Here is a 22,965-nt window from a genome sequence, read left to right on the forward strand (position 1 = left end):
GAACCTACCCAACGACCGCCTCCCGTTCCGGCGTGGTCGGCTCGGCCAGGTCCCGGCGCCCGCGTACGGGGGAGAACAGCAGCGCGAGTGGTGCAGCCACCGCGGCCACCGCGACGATCAGCAAGGTGGTCCGGGCGCCCAGTGGCCCGGCCAGCGCGCCGGCCACCAGCCCGCCGACCGGGATGGCGCCCCAGGAGACGAACCGGACCGTCGCCATCACCCGGGACAGCAGCTCCGGTGGGCTGGCGATCTGCCGGTACGTGCGGGTGGTCACGCTGAAAACACATCCGGTGGCGGCGAAGACGAGCACGCCCGCCGTGAAGCCCAGGTACGCCACCCAGCCGGTGCCGGCCGGGATGACGAAGGCGGCAGCGGCCTCCACGAAGCCAAGGATGATCAGTCCCCGGGCGGTGCCGAGCGCGTTGGTGGCCCGGGTCGTCAGCGCCGCCCCGATCAGGGTGCCCACGCCGTCGACAGCGAGCAGCACGCCGACGACGGCGGCCGGGGCGTGCAGTTCGCGGACCAGGTAGAGCGGGAAGAGCGCGAGGTAGGCGCCGTTGACGAAGTTCGAGGCGGTGGCCGACCACATGGCCGGGCCCATCATCGGGTGCCTCGTCACGTACGCCCAGCCTTCGCGGATCATCGCGCCCATCGGGGTGGGCCGGTCCGGGCGGTGCCCCCGCCGGGCCGGCAGGGTGCGCAGCAGCGCCGCCGACACGAGATAGCTGACCGCGTCGATCAGCAGCGTCGGCACCGCGCCGAGGACCTGCACCGCGAGCCCGCCGAGCGACGGGCCGGCCAGCTGGGTGGTGGCGTGGGTGCCGGAGGTGAGGCTGTTGCGCGACTGGAGCTGGTGCCGGCTGACGATCTCGGGCAGGAACGTGGTGTTGGCGACGAAGAAGACGACGTGCGCGAAGCTGACGACCAGGGCGACGACGACCAGCTGAGCGACGCTGAGCACGCCCGCCCACCAGGCCACCGGGATGGAGGCGACGGCGAGCGCGCGGATCAGATCCGCCCCGACCTGGGTGCCGCGCAGTGGGAGGCGCTGCACGATGACCCCGGCGGGCAGCCCGATCACCAGCCAGGCGACGTAACCGGCCGCGGCGATCAGGCCCATCTCGAACGGGGTCGCGTCGAGGACCGCGAGCGCGGTCAGCGGCAAGGCCACCCCGCCGACGGCCGAGCCCAGATCACTGCTGGTGCCGGCCGCCCACCACCGCCAGAACACGCTCACGGTCCCCGCCCCCGTTCGAGTAAGTTCCATTCTGGAACGGACTATAGTGGAGGTCGTGCGCAGGGTCGAACTCGTTGATGCCGACTGCGGCATCGAGCAGGCCCTCGGCGTGCTCACGGACTGGTGGACGTTCCTGGTGGTCCGCGACATCGCGGGCGGCGTGACCAGGTTCGAGGCTCTGCAGCGCTCGCTGGGGGTCAGCCGGCGGGCCCTGACCGAACGCCTGGCCGCGCTGGTCGAGCACGGAGTGCTGCGCCGGGAGCCGTACTCGGAGCACCCGCCTCGCCACGACTACCTGCTCACGCCCAAGGGCGAGGGCCTGCTGCCGGTGCTGATCGCTCTCCAGGAGTGGGGCGACCGGCACGTGCTCGGCGACGGCTCTCTCACCGCGACGGCGGCGCCGACGTCGGCGGAGGCACACCGCGTGCACGGCCTGATCGGCCGGCGGATCCCGGCCCTGCGCCTGGAGACCTGGACGGTCCTCTACTTCTTCCCCGGCGCCTTCGCGCCGGACACCCCCGGCCATCCGCCCGGCTGGGGCGAGATCCCGGGAGCGCCGGGCTGCACCCTCGAGTCCATGACGTACGCGGCCAGAGCGGCCGACTTCACCGCGGCCGGAGCCGAGATCCGTGGCATCAGCACCCAGCGCCCGGACCAGCTGGAAGCCTTCGCCACCCACGCGAAGCTGCCGTTCCCGCTGCTGTCGGACCAGGACGTGAAGCTGGCCGCGAGCCTGCGCCTGCCCACGTTCCGGGCGGCGGGTGTGGACCGCTTCAAGCGCCTGACCCTGCTGGCCGACCCGACGGCGACGATCCGTACGGTCCAGTTCCCGATCACCGACCCGGCCGCCTCGGTCACCGAGATGCTGAGCGAGGCCCGGGCCCGCATTTGATCTTGCCAATCTCTTTTCACCCGCCGGGAGGACTCCCGGCAGCGCTACCGTGGGGGTTGTGCGCTCTCCTTCCGTCTCCCGCTATGCCGCCGGCCGGCTCTCACCCATCCGCCGCACCGCCGACCTGCGGCGGTTGCGGGACGAGCAGTTCGATGTGCTGGTCATCGGCGGTGGGGTCACCGGCGCCGGCGCGGCCCTGGATGCCGCCTCGCGCGGCCTGAAGGTCGCCCTCGTCGAGGCTCGTGACCTGGCCGCCGGCACCTCCAGCCGGTCCAGCAAGCTGATCCACGGCGGCCTGCGTTATCTGGAGCAGCTCGAGCTGCACCTGGTGCACGAGGCGCTCACCGAGCGGGGGCTGCTGACCAGCCGGCTCGCCCCGCACCTGGTGCGGCCCGTGCCGATCCTGGTGCCGCTGCCGGCCGCGTCGCCGGCCGCGCGGGTCTGGCAGCGGGCCTACTACGGCCTCGGGGTCGCGGCGTACGACGTCTTCGCCGGGGTCTTCGGCAGCGGGCGCGGCATGCCCCTGCACCGGCATCTGACCCGCGACGGCGCCCGGCACCTCTTCCCCAGCCTGCGCGCCGACAAGATCACCGGGGCGATCCGGTACTTCGACGGGCAGGTCGACGACGCCCGCCTGGTGGTCAACCTGGCCCGCACCGCCGCCAGCCTCGGTGCCGCCGTGGTCACCAGCGCCCGGGTCACCGGCTTCCTGCGTGAGGCGCGCGAGGTCGTCGGGGTCAAGGTGCGCGATCTGGAGTCGCCCGACTCGCCCGAGTTCGAGGTGCGGGCCCGCACCGTGGTCGCCGCGACCGGGGTGTGGAGCGACGACATGTCCCGGATGCTGCGCGATGTCGGCGTTCGGCCCGGTCTGCGGGTGCGCGCTTCCAAGGGCGTGCACCTGGTCGTGCCGCGGTCGGCCATCACCGGCGAGGCCGGGCTGATCCTGCGCACGCCGACCTCGGTGCTCTTCGTCATCCCGTGGGGCGGGCACTGGATCATCGGGACCACCGACACCGACTGGGAGCTGGACCGCTCGCACCCGGCCGCGTCCGCCCGGGACATCCGCTACCTGCTCGACCAGGTCAACACCGTGCTGGACAGGCCGCTCACCGCCGACGACATCGAGGGCGTCTACGCCGGCCTGCGGCCCCTGCTCTCCGGTGAGGCCGACTCCACCTCGAAGCTGTCCCGCGAGCATGCCGTGGTCGAGCCGATGCTGGGGCTGCTGCTCGTCGCCGGCGGCAAATACACCACGTACCGGGTCATGGCGGCCGACGTCATCGACCGGGCCGTGCGCCGGCTCGGCGGTTCCGCGCAGCCTTCGCGGACCGATCAGCTTCCGCTGCTGGGCGCCGACGGCTTCGCCGCCGCCTGGCGGGACCGGCTCGACATCGCCCGCCGGCACGGCGTCACCGCCGGGGTGATCGAGCATCTGCTGGAACGGTACGGCACCCTCACCGTCCACCTGCTGGCGATGATCGAGGCCGATCCGGCGCTGGCCACCCCGCTCGCCGGCGCCCCGGAATACCTGGCCGCCGAGGTCGCGTACGCGGCCCAGGCCGAGGGTGCGCTGCACCTCGACGACGTGCTCACCCGCCGTACCCGGATCTCGTTCGAGACCCCGCACCGCGGGGCCGACACCGCTGCCCACGCCGCCGCCGTGATGGGTGACGCGCTCGGCTGGGACGGCGCCGTGCGCTCCCGGGAGATCGAGCACTACCTGGCCCGGGTCGAGGCCGAACGGCAGTCGCAGAAGATGCCTGACGACCTCACCGCCGACGCCGCCCGGCTCGGCGTGCCCGACGTGCGCGGCTACGCCGCCGACCGGGGCATCGACCTGCTCGAAGTGGAACTTTGATCCTCGTCGACGAGCCGCGCTGGCCGGCCCGCGGCCGCCTCTGGTCGCACCTGGTCAGCGACGTCTCGTACGCGGAGCTGCACGCCTTCGCGGAGATGCTGGGCGCACCCCGGCGCGCGTTCGACCGGGACCACTACGACATCCCGGACGTCCGCTTCCCGATGGCGTTGTGGCTCGGCGCCACGCTGGTCCGCTCCCGGGAGCTCTCCGCCCGGCTGCGCGCGGCCGGTCTGCGCCGGCCCAAGCACCTCAGCTCAGGGTCTTGAGCTCGGCTTCCAGGTTCGCCCGGGCCTTGTCCTCCCACGCCGCTCGCAGAGGTGCGTGCCGGTAGATCGACGGCAGCTCCAGCAGGGCCTTCAACACCTGGGTCCGGCCGCCGCGGAAGGCGTCGTCCGGCACGTGCGCGTACTCCCGGCGGATCGCCGCCGTGTATGCCGCGTACCCCACCGGATCGCCGGCCAGGATCGCCAGATCCGCGTCGCAGAGCAGCTCGCCGTCCGGGTCGTCGTCCTGGGTGGCGTGCCCGGCGGTCAGCCCGACCAGCCGGGCCACCTCGGCCGCCACCTCGTCCGGCGCACCCAGCGTGGCCAGCAGCCCGGCCGCGAACTCGGCGCTGTCCCGCTCGTTGGCGTCACCGAGCGCCCGCGGGTCGTAGACCGCGTCGTGCAGCCAGGCCGCCAGCCGCACCCGGTCCGCGCCCGGCGCCAGCTCGGCGTACCGGTCGATGACGTCGAGGACCGCGGTCAGGTGGGCCACGGTGTGGTACTGCCGCTGCGGCTCCGACCAGCGGGTCAGCAGATACTCGCCGGCCGCGCCCAGGTCCGCGTCGTCGGCGGTCGCCCCGGCACCCCGGGCCGCCGCGACCCACCGCTGCACAAGATTCGTCACGCCGGTCATCCTGACACGCCTGCGGTTAGGGTCTGCACCATGACCGAGGTGGAGGCGCAGCGAGGGCTTGCGGCGGTTCTCGCCGAACTGCGCGGTCGCTCCCGGTCCGGGGTCGGCGCCGGCTGGTCCCGGGTACGGGCCGGCTTCCCGCTCGCCGCGCAGGCCGGGCTGGGTGCCGGCATCGCCTGGTTCATCGCGCACGACGTGATCGGCCGGCCCAGCCCGTTCTTCGCGCCGATCGCCGCCGTCATCACCCTCGCCTCGTCGGTCGGCCAGCGCGCCCGGCGCACCATCGAACTCGTCGTCGGGGTGGCCATCGGCATCGGCATCGGCGACGGCATCATCCTGCTGATCGGCACCGGGCCGTGGCAGGTCGGCCTGGTGGTGGTCCTGGCGATCACGGCCGCGGCGGCTGTCGGCGGCGGTACGCCCCTGGTGGTGCAGTCAGCCTCGTCCGCGGTGCTGGTCGCGACCCTGACGACACCGAGCGCCGGGCTGCCGTACACCCGGTTCTTCGACGCGCTCGTGGGCGGCGCGGTCGGGCTGACCGTCATGACCGTCCTGCTGCCGCTGAATCCCCTGACGGTGATCCGCCGGGCCGCGGACCCGGCCCTGCAGGCGCTCGCCGACGGCCTGCACGCGATCGCCGAAGGCCTCAAGTCCGGTGACGCCGGAGCGGTGGGCGGTGCCCTCGACCAGCTGCGCACCGCCGAGGCGAACTTCACCGGCTTCGACCAGGCCGCGACCGCGGCGAGCGAGAACGTGGCCTTCGCCCCGGCCCGCTGGCGCGCCCGCGGCGCCCTGAGCCAGTACGTCGAGGGCGCGGACCACGTGACGTACGCACTGCGCAACGTCCGCGTACTGGCCCGGCGGGTGATGACGGCCCTCGGCGACGGCGAACAGATCCCGGAATGCCTGCCGACCTCGATCACGCTGCTCGGCGACGCGGTCGACCTGCTGCGCCAGGAATGGGCCAAGGGCGCCGAGCCGATCGCCACCCGCGAACGGGCCCTGCGAGCGGCGGCGGAATCGGGCCGGGCGTACGACGAAGGCGTCGGCTTCTCCGGCGGGGTGGTCGTCGCGCAGGTCCGGACCACGGTCTCGGACCTGCTCCGGGCCACCGGCATCGAGTACGCGGAAGCACCCCGGCTGGTGCGGCGGGCTGTCGGCTGGCAGGCGCGGGGGCGTACCGCCGGCAGGAGGCCCGGCCGGTCCCGGCCCGGCGGCTCCGGACGCGGCCCGTCGTGAGATTTCCGGCCCTTTTCCGCTCTTGATCCTCTTTCCGCCGCCGCGGGCCTGCCCGGCCCGGTCCGGGTGGCTACGCTGGGCGACATGGCCGACGTAGCTCACGGCGGGTCGCCCGACCCGGCACCCACCTCCGCGGCTCCGGCCTCCCCGGCGCCCGATCCCGCCGCACCGGTGTCCGGCCCGGCCGGTCTTGCCCAGGCTGGTTCGGATCCGGGCGGTGCTGATTTCGCCGGGTCCGGCTCGGCCGCGTCCGGTTCGGCCAGTTTCGGCCCGGCCGCTTCCGGTGCGGCCGGTGCTGGTCCGGGTGGGGGTGACGCGGCGACCGGCGCGGTCGCTGTCGCACCGGATGCGCCGGTCGGCATGCCGGATCCGGCGGCCCTGGACAAGATGCCGCGCCGGCGGTCGCGGATTCCGCGCTGGGTGCCGCTGACCCTGGTGATCACCTTCATCGCGATCTGCGCGATCGTGATGCTGATCATCCTGGGCTTCAGCAACGGCCCCAAGGGCCTGGCCATCGGCCTGGGCGCGGCGATCCTGCCGGTCCCGGTGCTGGTCGGCTGCTTCCTCTGGCTGGACCGGTACGAGCCGGAGCCGAGCCGCTACCTGATCTTCTGCTTCGCCTGGGGCTCGGCCGTGGCCACGCTGGTCGCTATCGGCGTCAACTCACTGGCCGCCTGGGGCTTCGACAAGATCGGCCTGCCCGACGCGCTGGTGGCGGTGCTGGTGGCACCCTTCATCGAGGAGTCGATGAAGGCCCTCGGCCCGATCCTGCTGCTGTGGCGCCGGCGCCGCGAATGGTCCGGCATCACCGACGGCATCGTCTACTGTGGTCTGTCCGCGCTCGGCTTCGCCATGGTCGAGAACGTGCTCTACCTGGGCGGCCACGGCTACGCGTCGGGCGCCGACCAGTACGGACCGGCGACCGGCATCCAGAACCTCTTCCTCATCTTCATCGTGCGGATCATCTTCACCGGCTTCGCGCACCCCCTGTTCACCGCGATGACCGGCATCGGCCTGGGCCTGTCGGCCCGGTCCGCGGACCGCCGGGTGAAGTGGCTGGCGCCGATCGCGGGCCTGCTGCTCGCGATGATCCTGCACGGCACGTTCAACCTGCTGCCGACCCTGTCGGTCGCCACCGGCGAAACCCTGATCATGCTGTACGGCTACCTGGGCTTCATGGTCCCCTTCTTCTTCCTGGTGGTCGGCTTCGCCATCGCCCTGCGCAGCTGGGAGGGCCGGCTCAGCGAGCGCATCCTGCCCGGCTACGTGAGCGCCGGCTGGCTGTCCCCGCCGGAAGTGGCGACACTCGGCAGCCTGGGCCGCCGGCACTCGGCCCGCCAATGGGCCAAGCGGGTGGCCGGCGACACCGGGGTACGCGCGATGCGCGGCTTCCAGGCGACGTCGACCAAGCTGGCCCTGCTGCGGGACGGCATGCAGCGCGGTCTGCACAGCGGCAGCCCGGACGACCAGCAGCGGTCCCTCGAGGAAGAACAGCGGCTGCTGACGGCGATCTCGAGTTACCGGTCGGTGTTCGTCGGCCGGGACCCGCAGATGCCGCAGGCGTTCTGGAACGGGAGCAGCTACCAGATCGCGTTCCCGGACGGAGTGACGCGCACGGTGAACGCCCCGGCGGAGCCGGTGGTGCCGGTGCCGGTGCGGCTGCCCCCGATGCCGGTGATGGCCGGCGGGTACGGGATGCCGCCGGGCCATGCCGCACCTGGCTACGGTGCCGGGCCCGGTCAGGTCGGTCCCGGATACGGCGGCCAGCCTGGTTACGCCCAGCCTGGTTACGCCCAGCCCGGTTACGGTCAGCCCGGTTACGGTCAGCCTGGCTACGGCCCGGCCGGCTACGGCCAGCCTGGTTCGGGCCAGCCCGGCTACGGGCAGTCAGCTCCGGGCTCGGCTAGCTACGGGCAGCCGGGTGCTGGTCAAGGCGGATACGCCCAGCCTGGTGCCACGCAGCCCGGCTACGGACCGCAAAGCTCCGGTCAGTCCGGCTACGGCGCTGGTCACGACCAGCCGGACGGCAACGGCTACGGGCCACAGCCCGGTTACGGCCAGCCCAGCTACGGTCCGCAGCAGGGCGAGGGCCAGGGCCAGCCCGGCCACGGCTCGCAGCCCGGTTACGCCCAGCCCGGTTACGCCCAGCCCGGTTACGCCCAGCCGGGTTACGCCCAGCCGGGTTACGCCCAGCCTGGCTATGGCCCGCCGGCCTACAGCCAGCAGCCGGGTCACGCCCAGCCAGGCCAAGGCTCGCAGCCAGGTCACACCCAGCCGGGACACCACCCGGACCAGTACCCCGACCCGGCCGCGGGCGACGCCGACCCGCCGGAGACTCGGCAGCACTGACCTCCCGGACCTACAGGTAGAGCCCGGTGCCGTCCGACTCGACGCGGGTCGCGGCGACCGCGTGCACGTCCCGCTCGCGGAGCAGCACGTACTCCTTGCCGTGCAGCTCCACCTCCGCGCGGTCGTCCGGGTCGAACAGCACCCGGTCCCCGACGACGATGGAGCGGACGTTCGGGCCCACGCCGACGGCTTTGGCCCAGGACAGGCGGCGGCCCATCGTTGCGGTGGCCGGGATGACGATGCCGGCGCTGGAGCGGCGTTCGCCGTCGCCGCCGTCGAGCCGGACGAGGACGCGGTCGTGCAACATCCGGATGGGCAGCCCGGCCTCGGTACGGGTGTCGGTGTTCACGTCAGGACGGTACGCCCGGCCCGGCCAGGGTGGTGAGCGGGTCCACGGGCGGGTCTGCACTACGGTGGGACCGGCGTGACGACGGACGAGGGGGTCTGCGGTTGAGCCGCTTGCAGCGAGTCCGGGCGAATCTGCGTCGTGCGTACGACAGCGGGCGGGAGTCGGTCCGGCTGGCGCGTACGGAGCATGATCCGGCGCCGGACGATCGGGATGTCGGGTTCGAGTTGCCGGCGCCCGATCCGCCGGTCGATCATCGGTCCACGTCGAGCCGGGACGATGCCGAGGTGCCGCATTCGCTGCGGATCGCGGCCGCCTGGTCGTGGCGGCTCATCATCGTCGGGGTCGTCGGCTGGGTGCTGCTGCGTTTCGTCGCCATCGTCAGCATCGTCGTCATCCCGCTCGCCATCGCCCTGCTGCTCTCGGCGCTGCTGTCGCCCGCGGTCGGCTGGTTGCGCCGGTTCCGGCTGCCGCCGTCGCTGGCGACCTTCCTGGTGCTGATCTGCGGCATCGCCGCGGTCGCGGGCACCCTGACGCTGGTCGTCAACCAGTTCGTGGACGGCGTGGGTGAGCTCACCGACAAGGCCATCAGCGGGGTGCGGCAGATCCAGGAGTGGGCCCGCACCGGTCCGCTGCACCTGTCGGACCAGCAGGTCAACCAGGCCATCGACTCCGCCCAGAACTGGATCAACGCGAACACGTCCTCGCTGACTGCGACCGGGTTCGCCACCGCCGCCACGCTGTTCGAGGTGCTCACCGGCACGCTGCTGGTGCTCTTCGCGACGTTCTTCTTCCTGCGTGACGGCCGCAAGATCTGGCGTTTCCTGGTGCGGCTCTTCCCGGTCAACGCCCGGTGGAGCCTGGCCGACGCCGGCGACGCCTCCTGGTCGACGCTGGGTTCCTACGTGCGGGCGACCGTGCTGGTGGCTTTCATCGACGCCGCCGGCATCGGCCTGGCGCTGGTCATTCTCAAGGTCCAGTTCGCGTTCCCGCTGGCGGCGCTGGTGTTCCTGGGCGCGTTCATCCCGATCGTCGGCGCGAGCGTGTCGGGTGCCGTCGCGGCGCTGGTCGCGCTGGTCGACCAGGGCTGGGTGATCGCCCTGATCGTGCTGGGCGCGGTGATCCTGGTCCAGCAGGTCGAGGGCCACATCCTGCAACCGCTGATCATGGGCCGGGCGGTGGCGATCCACCCGCTGGTCGTGATCATCGGCATCGCCTGCGGCGTGGTGCTGGCCGGGATCATCGGCGCCCTGGTCGCGGTCCCGCTGATCGCGGTCCTCAACACCGGGGTACGGCGGCTGGGCCGCCAACGTCCGGAGGCGCCGCCGGACGCTGTGGTGGTGCCGGCCGTGGGCACCACCACCGCACCCTGAGCGTCGTCACCAGCCCAGGTAGCTGCGGGTCAGCGCGGACACGTGCTCGACGACATCGATGCCGGCCTGCTTGTCGGTGTGGCCGTGGGACAGCACGGCCACGGCGGTGTCGGTGTCCGTGCCGGTGATCCGGCCCATGCTGTTGATGATCCAGCGGTTGTCCTCCGCCGTACGGGCCACCCAGCCGTTCTTCAGCGCGGCGCGCTCGCCCGGCAGGGCCGCCGCGCTGACGCCCCACTTCTGGTCCGCGTTCACCGACGACATGAGGTCGAGCATCAGCTCCCGGGAGTCCTCGTTCAGGACGCCGTCCGGATCCGATGCCGCGGCGAGCACCTTGAGCTGGTCGTTCGCCGTCGTGCGGGTCAGGCCCCAGGACTCGTCCGGGTCGGTGCCGGTCAGGCCCAGCCGCTCACCCGCCGCGCGCAGGCCGTCGGCGCCGCCCACCGCGTCGAACACCTTGGTGGCCGCGTCGTTGTCGCTGGCCCGGATCATCTTCGTCACCCGGCGCTGCTCGGCCTTGGTGAGCTTGCGGCCTTCGTCCTGGGCCTTGAGCAGCAGGGCGGCCAGCAGCTCGGCCTTGACGATGCTGGCCGATTCCTGCTGCCGCTTGCCGTGATAGTCGAACCGGCGCCCGGTCCGGCGTTCGGTGACCGCGACGGAGAATTCCGGGACCGTGGCGGCGTAGCTGTCGAGCACCTTGGTCAGCCGGTCGACCCGCTGCTGCCACGAGCCGGTCGCCTTGGACTTGTCGACCTGGTCGCCCTGCTGCGGCCCCTGGAAGACGGCACCCACCGGCGCCTTGATGGCGGCGCCGAGCGTCCTCAGGTCGGTCGTCTCCAGCCGGCCCACGTGCGAGGGGCGGTTGACCGCCCGGGCGGGCTGCCCCTGCAGGGCGGTGGCCAGGAAAGACTTCCAGATCCGGTACGGCATGCCGTCGCCGTTGATGGCGGTGCCGTTCTTCTCGCGGATGGGTCCCGGCTTGTCCCGGCCGATCCACGTCACCGCGGCCAGTCCCGGGGCCCAGCCGGCCGTCCACGCGTCGGACGAGTCGGTGGTGTCACCCCACTGCTGGGAGCCGGTCTTGGCGGCCGCGTCGGCGCCGGCGACCTCGCCGTCCTTGGCCACCACCTTGGACAGCACGGTCTGCACGTCCGCGGCCACGGCACCGGAGAGCACGCGCTCGGGCTTCCCGGCGTACAGGTGCAGCACAGCGCCCTTGCCGTTGATGGCCGATTCGACGAAGTGCCGGTCCCGGCGGCGGCCCCCGTCGGCCAGGGTGGCGTAGACCGTGGCCAGGTCGGCCGGCGCGACCGGATACCGGCCGAGAGCGATGTCGGGGCGGGTACGCCCGGGAGCCGGGTCACCGGCGACGTCCACCATGGTCGGCTGCTTGCCGTACTTCTCCGGCACGCCCAGCCGGTGGGCGAGGCGCCGGACGGTGTCCGGGCCGATCTGCTCGGCCAGCGCGTAGAACGGCGTGTTGAGCGAGTGGACCATGGCCAGGTCGAGCGGGCACACCGGGCACTGCAGGTTGCGCTGGTTGTACAGCGGCACTCCCTGCCGGCTCGGGAACAGGCGGGGTGAGCTGCCGTTGTACAGCGACTCGAAGCCGATGCCGCGTTCCTCGGCGGCGGCCAGGACGACCGGTTTGATGGTCGAGGCCGGCGGGCGGGCGGCGAGCGCGTCGTCGAAGTAGCCGCGGCCACGGTCGCCGCCGTAGTAGGCGCGTACCCCGCCGCTGGCCGGGTCGACCGCCACCAGGGCGGACCGCAGCTCCTTGGGCTGGCCGCGCAGCGCGGCGGCCATGGCGTCGGAGGCCGCGCCCTGGGCGGTGAAGTCGATCGTGGTGGTGATCCGCAGTCCGCCGGTGCGCACCTGCTGGCGGCTGATGCCTGCCCGCACCAGCTCGTCCTCGACCCGGTCGGCGATCAGCCCGGCGGCGCCGCCGATGCTGTTGGCGGTGACCGATTCCTTGGCGACGGCTGGGTACTTCGCCCGGTCGGCCTCGCCTTCGGGCAGCCAGCCCTGCTCGGTCATGGCCCGCAGGATCCACCGCCACCGGGTCTGCGCCCATTCGGCGTCGACGGCCGGGTCGCCGCGGGTCGGGTCCTTGATGAGCGCGGCGAGTACGGCACCTTGGGAGCCGGTCAGCCGATCGACGGTCGTACCGAAGTAGGCGTGGGCCGCGGCCTGGATGCCGTACGCGCTGCGGCCGAAGTAGATGGTGTTGAGGTAGCGCTGGAGGATCTCGTCCTTGCTGAACCGGTGCTCGACCTTCAGCGCGAGGGCGAACTCCTTGGCCTTGCGGCTGACCGTGCGGTCCTGGGTGAGGTAGGCGTTGCGGACGTACTGCTGGGTGATGGTCGAGGCGCCCTGGCCGCTGTCGTGGAAAACGTTCGCCCAGATCGCGCGCAGCACGCCACGGGTGGAGACGCCGACGTGGTCGTAGAAACCGCGGTCCTCGGCGGCCAGGAACGCCCGCTGGACCGGCACCGGGACCTGGCTCAGCCCGACGTCGGTGCGATCGGTGGCGCCGATGCGGGTGAGCACCGTGCGACCGTCGCGGTAGTACAGGACGGAGGCCTGGGGCGGCACCGGGTCCGGTGGCAGATCGACGCTGGCCACGTACCCCGCCACACCGGCGCTGATCGCCACCGCGCCCACGGCGACGGCCGCGGTCAGACGACGGGCCCACCGCGGCAGTCTGAAGCGCCTGCGATGCGAGATCGGCTTCGGATCGGCGGCGTCCGTCATGAAGCGGGGTCCCTTCGACGTCCACGGCGGTGTCGATCAACACCTGACCAGTAGACGGATGGGACGGTGGTTATGTTGCTTTTCGGAGGAAAGTAGTCGCAGCGGTACGGGCGGTCAGGACTTCGCCAGGCGCTGGAGGGCGCCGATCGCGACCTCCGGGCGCGTCGTGTACCAGAACGGGGGCAGCGACTTACGCAGGAAGGCGCCGTAGCCGCGGGCCGTCTCCAGGCGGGAGTCGAGCACGGCGACCACTCCCTTGTCCCCGGTCGACCGGATCAGCCGGCCCACCCCCTGGGCCAGGCGCACCGCGGCGATCGGCACGCTGACCGAGGCGAAGCCGGAACCACCCGTGGCGTCCACGGCCGCAGCGCGGGCGGCGGCCAGCGGCTCGTCCGGCCGCGGGAACGGCAGCCGGTCGATCACCACCAGCTGGCAGGCGTCACCGGGCACGTCCACGCCCTGCCACAGCGACATCACGCCGAACAGGCAGCTCTCCTTCTGCTCCCGGAACTTGCGGACCAGGATCGGCAGCGACTCCTCGCCCTGCAGCAGCACCGGCAGATCGGTGCGGGCGCGCAGCAGCTCGGCCGCCTGGGTCGCCGCGCGGCGCGACGAGAACAGGCCCAGTGTGCGGCCGCCGAGGGCCTCCACCAGCTTGAGCAGCTCCTCACCCGCGGGGTCGGGCAGCCCGGAGGCGGCCGGGCGGGGCAGGTGCGCGGCGACGTACAGGATGCCCTGGCGGGGGTAGTCGAACGGGGAGCCGACGTCCAGCGAGCTCCAGCCGTCGCCGGAGACCGGTGGCGCGTCCGCGGTCAGGCCGGCGCCGGAGCGGGCCGCCGGGACCGGGGCCGGGGCCGGCAGCCCGAGCGAGCGGGCCACCGTGTCGAAGCGGCCGCCCAGGGTCAGCGTGGCCGAGGTGGCGACCACAGTACGCTCGTCGTACAGGTTGGTGGCCAGGGTGCCGGCGACCGAGAGCGGGGCCACCACCAGGGCACGCCGGCCGTTGCCCAGGTCGGACTTCTCGACCCAGGCGACGTCGTACTGGTCCTGGAGGAGCAGCCGCTGGGCGGTGGTCGAGATGTCGTCCAGGGTGGCCTTGGCCTGCTGCTTGCGGACCGGGTCGGGGTCGTCGTTCTTGACGTCGCCGATCGCGTCCAGGGCGGCCCGGGTGGCCGAGTCGATCAGCATGACGGCCTGGTGCAGCAGCGGCGGCAGGCCCGTGGTGAGCCGGCCCGCCGGGAGGTCGCTCAGGCCGACGGTCAGCGCGTCGGCCGCCTCGGCCAGGGCCTCGGCCGCGGCCGCGGAGACCAGCGGCTTGGCCCGCCTGGACGCCCGCTCGACCGCCTCCGGGGTCAGCTCGGCCTGGGCCGCCGAGGACACCCGGTCGGCCAGCTCGTGCGCCTCGTCGACGATCAGCAGCTTGTGCGGGGGGACGATGTTGCGTTCGGCCAGCATGTCCACCGCGAGCAGGCTGTGGTTGGTCACCACGATGTCCGCCTCGCGGGCGCGCACCCGGGACGCCTCCGCGAAGCATTCCGCGCCGTACGGGCAGCGAGCCGCGCCGACGCAGTCGCGGGCCGGCATCGACACCTGCCGCCAGGCGGTCTCGTCGACGCCCGGGTCCAGCTCGTCGCGGTCGCCGGTCTTGGTCTTCTCCGCCCAGGCCTGCACGCGCAGGATCTGCTTGCCGAGCTTGCCCGCCTCACCCAGCCACTGGGTCGCGCGCGGCGGCGCGTCGTCGAAGAGCGTGTCGGTCGGTGCCTCCTCGTCGGCGTGCTCGAGCTTGGCCATGCAGAGGTAGTGGTGCCGGCCCTTGAGCACCGCGAAGGTCGGGCGGCGGCCCAGCACCGGCTCCACCGCGTCGGCCAGCCGGGGCAGGTCGTGCTCGACGAGCTGGTTCTGCAGGGCCAGGGTCGCGGTGGAGACCACCACCGGACCGTCGACCAGCAGGGCCGGCGTCAGGTAGGCCAGCGACTTGCCGGTGCCCGTGCCCGCCTGCACCAGCAGATGCTCGCGTTGCTTGACGGCCCGCTCGATGGCCGCGGCCATCTCCTCCTGCCCGGGGCGGGAGGCGCCGCCCGGGACAGCGCCGACGGCGGCGGCGAGAAGCTGGGAAGCGGTTGCCTTCTTGCGGGTCGCGGCAGTCACGTCCGAGACCGTACCCGCCACCACCGACGAAATGATGTCACCGTTAGGGTCTTGTCATGCCGAGCGAGATGGTCCGGGTCGTCTACACCAAGTACGACGGCTCCGCCCACCGCGACTACCCGGCCCGCCGGCTCAACGAGGACGAGCTGGGCGTCTGGGTCGGTGTGACCCGGGGCACGGAGTCCGTCTACCACGGGCTGCCGTCGGTCGAACAGATCCCGTTCGTGTTGCTGATCCCGCACCGGGCGTGGTGGACCGGCATGTTCAACCCGCCGCCGCGCACCAGCGAGGTCTACTGCGACATCACCACCCCGGCCCGCTGGGAGGGCGACACCGTGCACATCGTCGACCTGGACCTGGACGTCTCGCGGCGCCGCGACACCGGGGTGATCGAGCTGCGCGACGAGGACGAGTTCGCCGACCACCAGGTGCGCTTCGGCTATCCGGACGAGCTGGTGGCCGAGGCCCGGGCCGCCGCCGGGCGCCTGTTCGTGGCCCTGGGCGACGGCTCGGAACCGTTCGCGACGGCGTACCGGAAATGGCTCTCAGCGGTCCTCGACTGAGCCCAGCTTGGCCGGGTTCAGCTGGTTGTAGATGGCCGTGACGCGGCCGTCGGCGACGGCCACCGTGAGCACGAAGAGCAGCGGGCGCCCGTTCGGGTAGCGGCCCCGGACCAGCACGCCGGCGTCGCCGTTGACCAGGACCGGCTCAACCGTGACGTCGGTGTACTCGCGGGCCCGCCGGCTCAGGATGCCGATGTAGAAGCGGGCCACCCGGTCCAGGCCGAAGACCGGGTTGAGACCGGCGTTGACCACGCCGCCGCCGTCGCCGATCGCCACCACCTCGGGCGCGAGCACGGCCGCCAGGGCCTGCAGGTCGCCGGAAGCGGCCGCGGTGAGGAACGCGTCCAGCACCTTGCGCTGCTCCGGCAGGTCCGCGGTGTGCCGGGCCTGGCCCTCGGCGACGGCCCGCCGGCCCCGGGAGGCGTGCTGGCGGGCCGCGGAGACGCTGGTGTTGAGCACCGTGGCGACCTCGTCGAACGGCACCCCGAACGCGTCGTGCAGCACCACCGCGACGCGCTGCTCGGGGGTGAGCTTCTCCAGCACGACGAGCAGCGCGAGGCTGACCTCGGAGCGCTGGGTGACCCGTTCGGCCGGATCGTCGAGCCGGGACACCATCGGCTCCGGCAGCCACTGGCCGGGGTAGGCCTCGCGGCGGACCCGGGCCGACTTCAGCACGTCCAGGCAGATCCGGCCGGTGATGGTGGTCAGCCAGCCGCGCAGGTCGTGGATCTCCCCGCCGGTGCGCGCCTTGTGATAGCGCAGCCAGGCCTCCTGGACCGCGTCCTCGGCCTCGGCACGGCTGCCGAGCATCCGGTACGCGACGGCCAGCAGGTGGGGGCGTTCAGCTTCGAAAGGGTCCGACGGCATGGGGGAATTCTGAAGGACATTGCCCGGTCACAGGTGTCACGTGTGACACAGTGGTAAACGCGATAAGAGCATTTGGTCCTATTTCGCGTTTGCGGGGGCGGGGGCAGACGGGTGGCGAACGACATGGCGACCCTGCTGGGCGGGCTGGCCGGAGTGGCGGGAGCCACCGGTGCGGCGACACTCGGCGTCGCGGTGGCTCGCCGGCCCCGGCCGTACCTCCCCGCCGGGCACGCCCTGGTCGCGAACCAGGCCGAGGACCCGCTGCCCGGGGTGCTGCGCCGCGGGCTGGCCGGTCTCACCGTCCCGGTACGCCCGGGCCCGCACGGGGAGCTCTTTCTCGGCTCGGGGCAGCCGCAACCCGGTCGTACGCTGCGCCGGATGGTGCTCACCCCGCTGTTCGCCCGGGCCCAGGCGCGGGGCGGGCGGCTCTGCCGGGACCAGCGGGTGCCGTTCCGGCTGGTGGTCGAGTTCACCGGGCCGGTCCGGGACGCGGACACGTTGCTGCGGGCGTACCGGATGCTCGACCAGCAGTTGCGTGACCACGCCCCGCTGCTGAGCCGCTGTGTCGACGGCCGCCTCGACCCCGGGGCCGTCACAGTCGCCATCACCGGCATCGTGGACGTGCGGGCCCTGCTCGCCACCCAGGCCCGCCGGTACGCGTTCGCCGACGGCTCCTTCGACGACATCGGCTCCGTCTCGGCGCCGCCCGCGCTGGTGCCGATGATCAGTGAGCCGTGGAGCCGCCGGTTCGGCTGGGACGGCCGCGAGCCGATCTCCGCCGAGGAGCGGCACCTGCTGCACGCGCTGGTCCGTTCCGCGCACGAGGACGGGCGTACGGTGCGGATCTCCGGCCTGCCCACCGGCTCCCGCAAGGCTCGGCAGGCCATCTGGACCGAGCTGGGTGAGGCCGGCGTGGACGTGATCGCCGACACCGATCAGGTGGGGCTGGCCCGGCACCTGCGCCGGCATCCGGTGCACCGGCCGGTGCCACCGCGAGTCACGCCCGGACCGGTGACCCCGCGTAGTGCCCCGGCCCCGCGAGCCACCAATCAGCGACCGGACATCGCGCCAGTCGTCTGAAAGATCCAGGTACGTGCACGTTCCAGGTGAACAGCAAGTGAACGAGCACTGAACTGCTGTTGAGCAGGGGTAGGCGGGCTCGGTACCCGGGGAGGCATTACCTAGCATTCCCTCGAATTCGCCAGACCCCGTCCACCCGCAAACGAGGTTCGCGCCGTGAAGTTCTCCTTCCGCCCCACCGAGGGCGCCTTCTACGAGCTGTTCACCCGGGCAGCCCAGAACCTCGTGCGCGGCACCGAGCTGCTCAACGAGCTGGCCCTGCCCGGGGTGGACGTGCAGTCGGTCAGCGACCGGCTGACCGACGTCGAGCACGACAGCGACCAGATCACCCACGAGCTGTACAAGAAGATCAACTCGACCTTCATCACGCCGTTCGACCGCGAGGACATCTACTCGCTGGGCTCGCAGCTCGACGACGTCATGGACCACCTCGAGGCGGTCGGCAACCTGCTCTACCTGTACGGCCTCACCGAGCTGCCGTCGCTGCCGCGCGAGATGCACGAGCTGGTCACCGTGCTCGACCAGCAGGCCAAGATCACGGCCGACGCGATGCCGCGGCTGCGCACGATGAAGAATCTCGAGGAGTACTGGATCGAGATCAACCGGCTGGAGAACGACGGCGACCGGGCGTACCGGATGCTGCTGGTCCGGCTCTTCTCGGGCGAGTACGACGCGCTCACGGTGCTGAAGATGAAGGAGGTCGCCGACGAGCTCGAGGACGCCTGCGACGCCTTCGAGCGGGTGGCCAACACCGTCGAGACCATCACGGTCAAGGAGTCCTAGGCCTTGTCCGCCGAGCTCGTCGCAGTGCTCGCGGTGATCATCGCCGCGATGGCCTTCGACTACACCAACGGTTTCCACGACGCGGCGAACGCCATCGCCACCAGCGTCAGCACCCGGGCCCTGACCCCGCGCGTCGCGCTCGCCATGGCCGCGGTCGGCAACTTCATCGGCACCCACTTCGGCGCCGGCGTGGCCAAGACGGTCGGCGACGGCCTGGTCAAGCTGCCCCCCGGCATCCCCAGCCTGGGCGTGGTCTTCGCCGGCGTGCTGGCGGCCATCTGCTGGAACCTCGTGACCTGGTACTTCGGCCTGCCGTCGTCCTCGTCGCACGCGCTGTTCGGCGGCCTGGTCGGCGCGACGTTCTTCGCCGCCGACGCCACCATCGAATGGGACACCATCACCGAGAAGGTGCTGATCCCGATGGTCGCCTCACCGGTCGTCGGCCTGGTCCTCGGCTTCGCGGTGATGATCGCGATCACCTGGATCTTCCGGCGCGGCAACCCGGGCCGCCTCAACCGCGGCTTCCGGCACGCCCAGACCGTCTCGGCCGCCTTCATGTCGGTCGGCCACGGCATGCAGGACGCCGCGAAGACGATGGGCATCATCGTGCTGGCGCTCTACACCGGCGGCTTCCAGAGCGACGCGACGCACATCCCGTGGTGGGTCTTCTGGACCTCGGCGGCGGTCCTGGCGGCGGGCACCTACGCCGGCGGCTGGCGGATCATCCGTACCCTGGGCCGCAAGATCATCGACCTGGGCCCGGCGGAGGGCTTCGCGGCCGAGACGGTGGCCAGCTCGGTGCTCTACTTCAACGCGCTGGTCCTGCACGCGCCGATCTCGACCACCCACACGATCACCTCAGCGATCATGGGCGTCGGCGCCACGAAGCGCCTGAGCGCGGTCCGCTGGAACGTGGCCGGCAACATCGTCCTCGGCTGGATCATCACGTTCCCGGCCGCGGGGGCCCTGGCCTGCGGCATCTACCTGGCGGTCCGGCCCCTGTTCCACTGAGCCCTCCTGCGTCTGTCACAGAGCGGTCCTCCTCGGTGTCTTCATGTCATCCACACCGAGGAGGAGACCTGACCGGTCACACCAGGGTCCCCAGAGCAGAGATCACCGCCTCAGCTACGTTCAGGCCCACAACGTGCTGGAGTACGCCGGCCCGGCTCAGCCGGTGACCGGGTAGACGACGCCGAGCTGGGCCCGGATGCCGTCCATCAGGGTCATGATCTCCAGGGTTGTCCGGTGTGGCATCAGCGGGCTCTCCAGCAGGCCCTCGGTCAGGCAGCGTTGCACCTCGGCCGCCTCGTACTGGTAGCCGCTGCCCTCGAACGGGTAGCTGATCTCCTCCGGTTCCGCGCCCGCCCGGTGCAGCCGGAACGAGCGGGGCACGAAGAAGCCCTGCGGCAGGTCGATCCGGCCGAGCGTGCCGGTGATCGAGGCGGCGTTGCGGGTCTCGCCGACCAGGCTGCACGTCAGGGCCGCGACGGCGCCCGAGTCGTAGCCCAGCAGCATGCCGGTGTTGTCGTCCACGCCCTCTGCGGTGAGCCGCGCCCAGCTGTGCACGGTCGCGGGCGAGCCGAGGATCAGGTGGGCCAGGTTGAGCGGGTAGACGCCCAGGTCGAGCAGGGCGCCGCCGCCCAGCTCGGGATCGCGCAGCCGGTGTGTCGCCTCGAACGGGCCCTGCAGCCCGAAGTCCGCGTGCACCGCCGTGACCTCGCCGATCGCGCCCTCGGAGATCAGCTCGACGATGCGCCGGACGGCCGGGTTGCAGCGCATCCACATGGCCTCCATCAGGAACAGGCCACGGTCGCCGGCTTCCCGAACCAGCCGCGCCGACGACGCGTGGTCCAGCGTCATCGGCTTCTCGCACAGCACCGCCTTGCCGCCGGCCAGTGCCGCGTCGAGGTGGAACGCGTGCGGGGTCGCCACATAGATCACGTCGACGTCGGGGTCGGCGGCCAGCTCGGCCCAGGACCCGTGGGCGCGGGCGAAGCCGTGCCGCTCGGCGAAGGCGGTCGCGGCCGCACGGGTACGGGATCCCACGGCGGCCAGCTCGGCGCCGGGCACGAGTGGCAGGTCGGACGCGAAGGTGCTGGCGATGCCGCCGGTGCCCAGGATCCCCCAGCGGACGTTCTTCTCGGTCATGATCGCCACCGTATCCTCCGTACCCGCCCCGGTGAGAAGATCCCTGGATGAGCCAATCGATGCCGCTGCCGGCGGCCATGCTGCAGCGGGCCCGCGACTTCGCCGGCCCGCCGGCCCCGGCCCGCCCGGCGGCCACCGTCGTGCTCCTGCGCCCGGCCGCGGAGGCCTTCGACGTGTACGTGCTCAGGCGCGCTTCGACGATGGTCTTCGGTGGCGTCCACGCCTTCCCGGGTGGCGGCGTCGACGGTAACGACCTTCCGCGGACGGTCCGGAGCGACTGGCCGGAGCGTCTGGGCGTCCCCGAGCCGGAGGCGAAGGCCGTGGTGGGCGCGGCGGCGCGCGAACTCTTCGAGGAGGCGGGAGTCCTGCTCGCCGGCCCGGCGGGTGACGAGCTCGTGGGCGATGTCAGCGGCGCCGACTGGGAGGCCGACCGGGTCGCCGTGCAGCGGCGGGAGCTGACCATGGCCGAGCTTCTCGACCGGCGGGAACTGCGGCTGCGGGACGATCTGCTCTTCCCGTGGGCCCGGTGGATCACCCCGGAGTTCGAGCCGAGGCGCTTCGACACCTGGTTCTTCGTGGCGGCCCTGCCGCCGGCTCAGACGGCGCGGGACGTCTCCGGTGAGGCCGACCGGACCATGTGGATCAGCCCGGCGGCCGCCAACGGCCTCGCCATGCTCCCACCTACGCGGGTGATGCTGGACGATCTGTCCCCGTACCGAAGTATTTCTGAAGTTCTGGCCGCCTCCGGAGACCGGAACGCCGCCGCTCCCGTCATGCCCCGGGTGGAGCTGACGGAAGACGGCGGCGTGCTGCACATGTGATCAGCCGAAGCGGCCGGTGATGTAGTCCTCGGTCTTCTTCTGGGCCGGGTTGCTGAAGATCTTCTGGGTGTCGTCGTACTCGATGAGCCGGCCGGGGTCGCCGGTCTTGTCGATCGAGAAGAACCCGGTCTTGTCGCTGACCCGGGCCGCCTGCTGCATGTTGTGCGTGACGATGATGATCGTGAACTGGTCCTTGAGCTTGAACATCAGGTCCTCGATGGCCAGCGTCGAGATCGGGTCGAGCGCCGAGCAGGGCTCGTCCATGAGCACGACCTGCGGCTGCACCGCGATGGTGCGGGCGATGCAGAGGCGCTGCTGCTGGCCGCCGGACAGGCCGGCGCCCGGGCGGGCCAGCCGGTCCTTGACCTCGTCCCAGAGGTTGGCCGACTTCAGCGACTTCTCGGCCGCGTCGTCCAGCAGGGACTTCTTCTTGACGCCGTTGAGCTTCAGGCCCGCGACCACGTTCTCGTAGATCGACATCGTGGGGAACGGGTTGGGCCGCTGGAACACCATGCCGATCATCCGGCGTACGGCGGTCACGTCGACGTCGGCGTCGTAGATGTTCTGGTCGTCGATGGTCAGCCGGCCCTCGATGCGGGCGTTCGGCAGCACCTCGTGCATGCGGTTGATGGACCGCAGGAACGTCGACTTGCCGCAGCCGGACGGGCCGATCAGGGCGGTGATCGTCTTCGGCTCCACGGTCATGGAGACGTTGTCGATCGCCTTGAACGAGCCGTAGTAGGACGAGACGTTGCTCGCCTCGATGCGCTTGGCCATGGGGGACACCTCTAACTCAGGACAGCCGGTTGCGGCGGGCGAGCAGCTTCGCTGCGATGGTCAGGATCAGGACCAGGGCGACCAGCGTCAGTGCCGCCGTCCAGGCGCGGTCCGGGGCGTACCGGGAGGCGTCGCCGGCCTGCTGGTACACGTACAGAGCCAGCGACGACTGGTTGCCGGCGAACGGGTCGAAGTTGATGGCGGCGGCGCCACCGGCCACCAGCAGGACCGGGGCGGTCTCGCCGGCGGCGCGGGCCACGGCGAGCATGACGCCGGTGACGATGCCGGGCAGCGCGGTCGGCAGGACGACCTTGACGATCGTCTTCCACTGCGGCACGCCGAGGGCGTACGCGCCCTCGCGCAGCGGCCCGGGCACCAGCCGCAGCATCTCCTCGGTGGAGCGCACGATCGTCGGCAACATCAGCACGGTCAGCGCCAGTGAGGCGGCGAAGCCGGAGAAGCGCGGCGTGCCGTTGTTGAACCAGGGGCTGACGATCAGCACCCAGAACGCCAGGATGAACAGGCCGGCCACGATCGACGGGATGCCGGTCATGACGTCGACGAAGAAGCGCACGGTCAGGGCGAACTTGCCGCGGCCGTACTCGACCAGGTAGATCGCGCCCAGCACGCCCAGCGGGACGGCCATCAGGGTGGCGATGCCGACCTGCTCCAGGGTGCCGATGATGGCGTGGTACGCGCCGCCGTTCGGGTCCCGGGCGCCGATGTTGTTCATCGAGCTGCCGAAGAAGTCGCCGTCCAGGCGGGCGGCGCCCTTGGAGACCAGCGTCCACACCACCGAGGCCAGCGGCAGGATCGCCAGGATGCAGGCCGCG

Annotated in this window: 19 protein-coding genes and 1 pseudogene; 11 read left to right on the forward strand and 9 right to left on the reverse strand. The window is 72.1% G+C overall.

Annotation, left to right across the window (positions count from 1 at the left end; all coding sequences use genetic code 11):
- Window positions 1-4 precede the first annotated feature (4 nt).
- Window positions 5-1,267 (reverse strand): MFS transporter, encoded by a 1,263-nt coding sequence (locus ACWEOZ_RS20345; RefSeq protein WP_451912224.1) that lies wholly within the window; start codon window positions 1,265-1,267, stop codon window positions 5-7.
- A 25-nt stretch (window positions 1,268-1,292) separates the two neighbouring features.
- On the opposite strand from ACWEOZ_RS20345, the gene ACWEOZ_RS20350 reads away from it, so the two are divergent.
- From ACWEOZ_RS20350 to ACWEOZ_RS20360, 3 genes are read left to right on the forward strand one after another with little or no spacing between them, the layout of a single operon-like run.
- Window positions 1,293-2,129, forward strand: a complete 837-nt coding sequence (locus ACWEOZ_RS20350; RefSeq protein ID WP_451912225.1) for a winged helix-turn-helix transcriptional regulator — start codon at window positions 1,293-1,295, stop codon at window positions 2,127-2,129.
- 58 nt (window positions 2,130-2,187) lie between these two features.
- Window positions 2,188-3,987 carry a glycerol-3-phosphate dehydrogenase/oxidase gene (locus ACWEOZ_RS20355; protein WP_451912226.1) on the forward strand — a complete coding sequence of 600 codons (1,800 nt, stop codon included), beginning with the start codon at window positions 2,188-2,190 and terminating at the stop codon, window positions 3,985-3,987.
- On the forward strand, window positions 3,984-4,253 hold the full coding sequence (locus ACWEOZ_RS20360; protein WP_451912227.1) for a DUF4031 domain-containing protein: 270 nt from the start codon (window positions 3,984-3,986) through the stop codon (window positions 4,251-4,253). The genes ACWEOZ_RS20355 and ACWEOZ_RS20360 overlap by 4 nt, the downstream gene beginning before the upstream one ends.
- Here ACWEOZ_RS20360 and ACWEOZ_RS20365 read toward each other — a convergent pair.
- A complete protein-coding gene (locus ACWEOZ_RS20365) occupies window positions 4,237-4,884 on the reverse strand; it encodes an HD domain-containing protein (RefSeq protein ID WP_451912228.1) in 648 nt (215 codons plus the stop codon). The two genes, ACWEOZ_RS20360 and ACWEOZ_RS20365, sit on opposite strands and share 17 nt — an antisense overlap.
- A 30-nt stretch (window positions 4,885-4,914) precedes the next feature.
- Here ACWEOZ_RS20365 and ACWEOZ_RS20370 point away from each other — a divergent pair, with 30 nt between their 5' ends.
- Together ACWEOZ_RS20370 and ACWEOZ_RS20375 are read left to right on the forward strand one after the other, a co-directional pair.
- Window positions 4,915-6,123 carry an FUSC family protein gene (locus ACWEOZ_RS20370; protein ID WP_451912229.1) on the forward strand — a complete coding sequence of 403 codons (1,209 nt, stop codon included), beginning with the start codon at window positions 4,915-4,917 and terminating at the stop codon, window positions 6,121-6,123.
- Window positions 6,124-6,207: 84 nt separating this feature from the next.
- Window positions 6,208-8,199: pseudogene (locus tag ACWEOZ_RS20375) on the forward strand (PrsW family glutamic-type intramembrane protease); the annotation flags it as partial.
- A gap of 283 nt (window positions 8,200-8,482) precedes the next feature.
- On the opposite strand, the gene ACWEOZ_RS20380 reads toward ACWEOZ_RS20375, so the two are convergent.
- A complete protein-coding gene (locus ACWEOZ_RS20380; protein WP_451912249.1) occupies window positions 8,483-8,779 on the reverse strand; it encodes a GroES family chaperonin in 297 nt (98 codons plus the stop codon).
- Between the two features lie 71 nt (window positions 8,780-8,850).
- Between ACWEOZ_RS20380 and ACWEOZ_RS20385 the strand changes: the two genes are divergently transcribed.
- The gene (locus ACWEOZ_RS20385; RefSeq protein WP_451912230.1) at window positions 8,851-10,191 is read left to right on the forward strand and encodes an AI-2E family transporter; all 1,341 of its coding nucleotides are present in this window, start codon (window positions 8,851-8,853) and stop codon (window positions 10,189-10,191) included.
- A gap of 6 nt (window positions 10,192-10,197) precedes the next feature.
- Here ACWEOZ_RS20385 and ACWEOZ_RS20390 read toward each other — a convergent pair whose 3' ends face one another.
- Together ACWEOZ_RS20390 and ACWEOZ_RS20395 are read right to left on the reverse strand one after the other, a co-directional pair.
- Window positions 10,198-12,945: a transglycosylase domain-containing protein gene (locus tag ACWEOZ_RS20390; RefSeq protein WP_451912231.1), complete on the reverse strand. Its 2,748-nt coding sequence runs from the start codon at window positions 12,943-12,945 to the stop codon at window positions 10,198-10,200.
- 114 nt (window positions 12,946-13,059) lie between these two features.
- Window positions 13,060-14,994: an ATP-dependent DNA helicase gene (locus ACWEOZ_RS20395; protein WP_451912250.1), complete on the reverse strand. Its 1,935-nt coding sequence runs from the start codon at window positions 14,992-14,994 to the stop codon at window positions 13,060-13,062.
- A gap of 155 nt (window positions 14,995-15,149) precedes the next feature.
- Between ACWEOZ_RS20395 and ACWEOZ_RS20400 the strand changes: the two genes are divergently transcribed.
- A complete protein-coding gene (locus ACWEOZ_RS20400; RefSeq protein ID WP_451912232.1) occupies window positions 15,150-15,656 on the forward strand; it encodes a DUF402 domain-containing protein in 507 nt (168 codons plus the stop codon).
- Here ACWEOZ_RS20400 and sigJ read toward each other — a convergent pair.
- Window positions 15,639-16,523 carry an RNA polymerase sigma factor SigJ gene (sigJ, locus tag ACWEOZ_RS20405; protein WP_451912233.1) on the reverse strand — a complete coding sequence of 295 codons (885 nt, stop codon included), beginning with the start codon at window positions 16,521-16,523 and terminating at the stop codon, window positions 15,639-15,641. The genes ACWEOZ_RS20400 and sigJ overlap by 18 nt on opposite strands.
- 111 nt (window positions 16,524-16,634) lie before the next feature.
- Between sigJ and ACWEOZ_RS20410 the strand changes: the two genes are divergently transcribed.
- From ACWEOZ_RS20410 to ACWEOZ_RS20420, 3 genes are all read left to right on the forward strand, one after another.
- Window positions 16,635-17,603, forward strand: a complete 969-nt coding sequence (locus ACWEOZ_RS20410) for a hypothetical protein (protein WP_451912234.1) — start codon at window positions 16,635-16,637, stop codon at window positions 17,601-17,603.
- 156 nt (window positions 17,604-17,759) lie between these two features.
- Window positions 17,760-18,386: a DUF47 domain-containing protein gene (locus ACWEOZ_RS20415; RefSeq protein WP_360545882.1), complete on the forward strand. Its 627-nt coding sequence runs from the start codon at window positions 17,760-17,762 to the stop codon at window positions 18,384-18,386.
- A 3-nt stretch (window positions 18,387-18,389) separates the two neighbouring features.
- Window positions 18,390-19,397, forward strand: a complete 1,008-nt coding sequence (locus ACWEOZ_RS20420) for an anion permease (RefSeq protein WP_451912235.1) — start codon at window positions 18,390-18,392, stop codon at window positions 19,395-19,397.
- A 156-nt stretch (window positions 19,398-19,553) separates the two neighbouring features.
- Here ACWEOZ_RS20420 and ACWEOZ_RS20425 read toward each other — a convergent pair whose 3' ends face one another.
- Complete coding sequence (locus ACWEOZ_RS20425) at window positions 19,554-20,534, reverse strand: Gfo/Idh/MocA family protein (protein ID WP_451912236.1); 981 nt, start codon at window positions 20,532-20,534, stop codon at window positions 19,554-19,556.
- 47 nt (window positions 20,535-20,581) lie between these two features.
- Here ACWEOZ_RS20425 and ACWEOZ_RS20430 point away from each other — a divergent pair, with 47 nt between their 5' ends.
- Complete coding sequence (locus ACWEOZ_RS20430) at window positions 20,582-21,355, forward strand: NUDIX hydrolase (RefSeq protein WP_451912237.1); 774 nt, start codon at window positions 20,582-20,584, stop codon at window positions 21,353-21,355.
- Here ACWEOZ_RS20430 and pstB read toward each other — a convergent pair whose 3' ends face one another.
- Both pstB and pstA read right to left on the reverse strand, forming a co-directional pair.
- Window positions 21,356-22,132, reverse strand: a complete 777-nt coding sequence (gene pstB, locus ACWEOZ_RS20435) for a phosphate ABC transporter ATP-binding protein PstB (protein WP_451912238.1) — start codon at window positions 22,130-22,132, stop codon at window positions 21,356-21,358. It abuts the gene before it with no gap.
- Window positions 22,133-22,148: 16 nt separating this feature from the next.
- Window positions 22,149-22,965: phosphate ABC transporter permease PstA (gene pstA, locus ACWEOZ_RS20440; protein ID WP_451912239.1), on the reverse strand; the 817-nt coding region annotated here is incomplete at its 5' end.

This window comes from Actinoplanes sp. NPDC004185, from assembly GCF_053603475.1.

What these genes read in the sequence shown, in the direction of transcription:
- ACWEOZ_RS20345 (WP_451912224.1), bottom strand. Translation starts at nt 1,267, where the DNA reads ATGGAACTTACTCGAACGGGGGCGGGGACCGTGAGCGTGTTCTGGCGG.
- ACWEOZ_RS20365 (WP_451912228.1), bottom strand. Translation starts at nt 4,884, where the DNA reads ATGACCGGCGTGACGAATCTTGTGCAGCGGTGGGTCGCGGCGGCCCGG.
- ACWEOZ_RS20370 (WP_451912229.1), top strand. Translation starts at nt 4,915, where the DNA reads ATGACCGAGGTGGAGGCGCAGCGAGGGCTTGCGGCGGTTCTCGCCGAA.
- ACWEOZ_RS20380 (WP_451912249.1), bottom strand. Translation starts at nt 8,779, where the DNA reads ATGTTGCACGACCGCGTCCTCGTCCGGCTCGACGGCGGCGACGGCGAA.
- ACWEOZ_RS20390 (WP_451912231.1), bottom strand. Translation starts at nt 12,945, where the DNA reads ATGACGGACGCCGCCGATCCGAAGCCGATCTCGCATCGCAGGCGCTTC.
- ACWEOZ_RS20395 (WP_451912250.1), bottom strand. Translation starts at nt 14,994, where the DNA reads ATGGCCGCGGCCATCGAGCGGGCCGTCAAGCAACGCGAGCATCTGCTG.
- ACWEOZ_RS20400 (WP_451912232.1), top strand. Translation starts at nt 15,150, where the DNA reads ATGCCGAGCGAGATGGTCCGGGTCGTCTACACCAAGTACGACGGCTCC.
- sigJ (WP_451912233.1), bottom strand. Translation starts at nt 16,523, where the DNA reads ATGCCGTCGGACCCTTTCGAAGCTGAACGCCCCCACCTGCTGGCCGTC.
- ACWEOZ_RS20425 (WP_451912236.1), bottom strand. Translation starts at nt 20,534, where the DNA reads ATGACCGAGAAGAACGTCCGCTGGGGGATCCTGGGCACCGGCGGCATC.
- ACWEOZ_RS20430 (WP_451912237.1), top strand. Translation starts at nt 20,582, where the DNA reads ATGAGCCAATCGATGCCGCTGCCGGCGGCCATGCTGCAGCGGGCCCGC.
- pstB (WP_451912238.1), bottom strand. Translation starts at nt 22,132, where the DNA reads ATGGCCAAGCGCATCGAGGCGAGCAACGTCTCGTCCTACTACGGCTCG.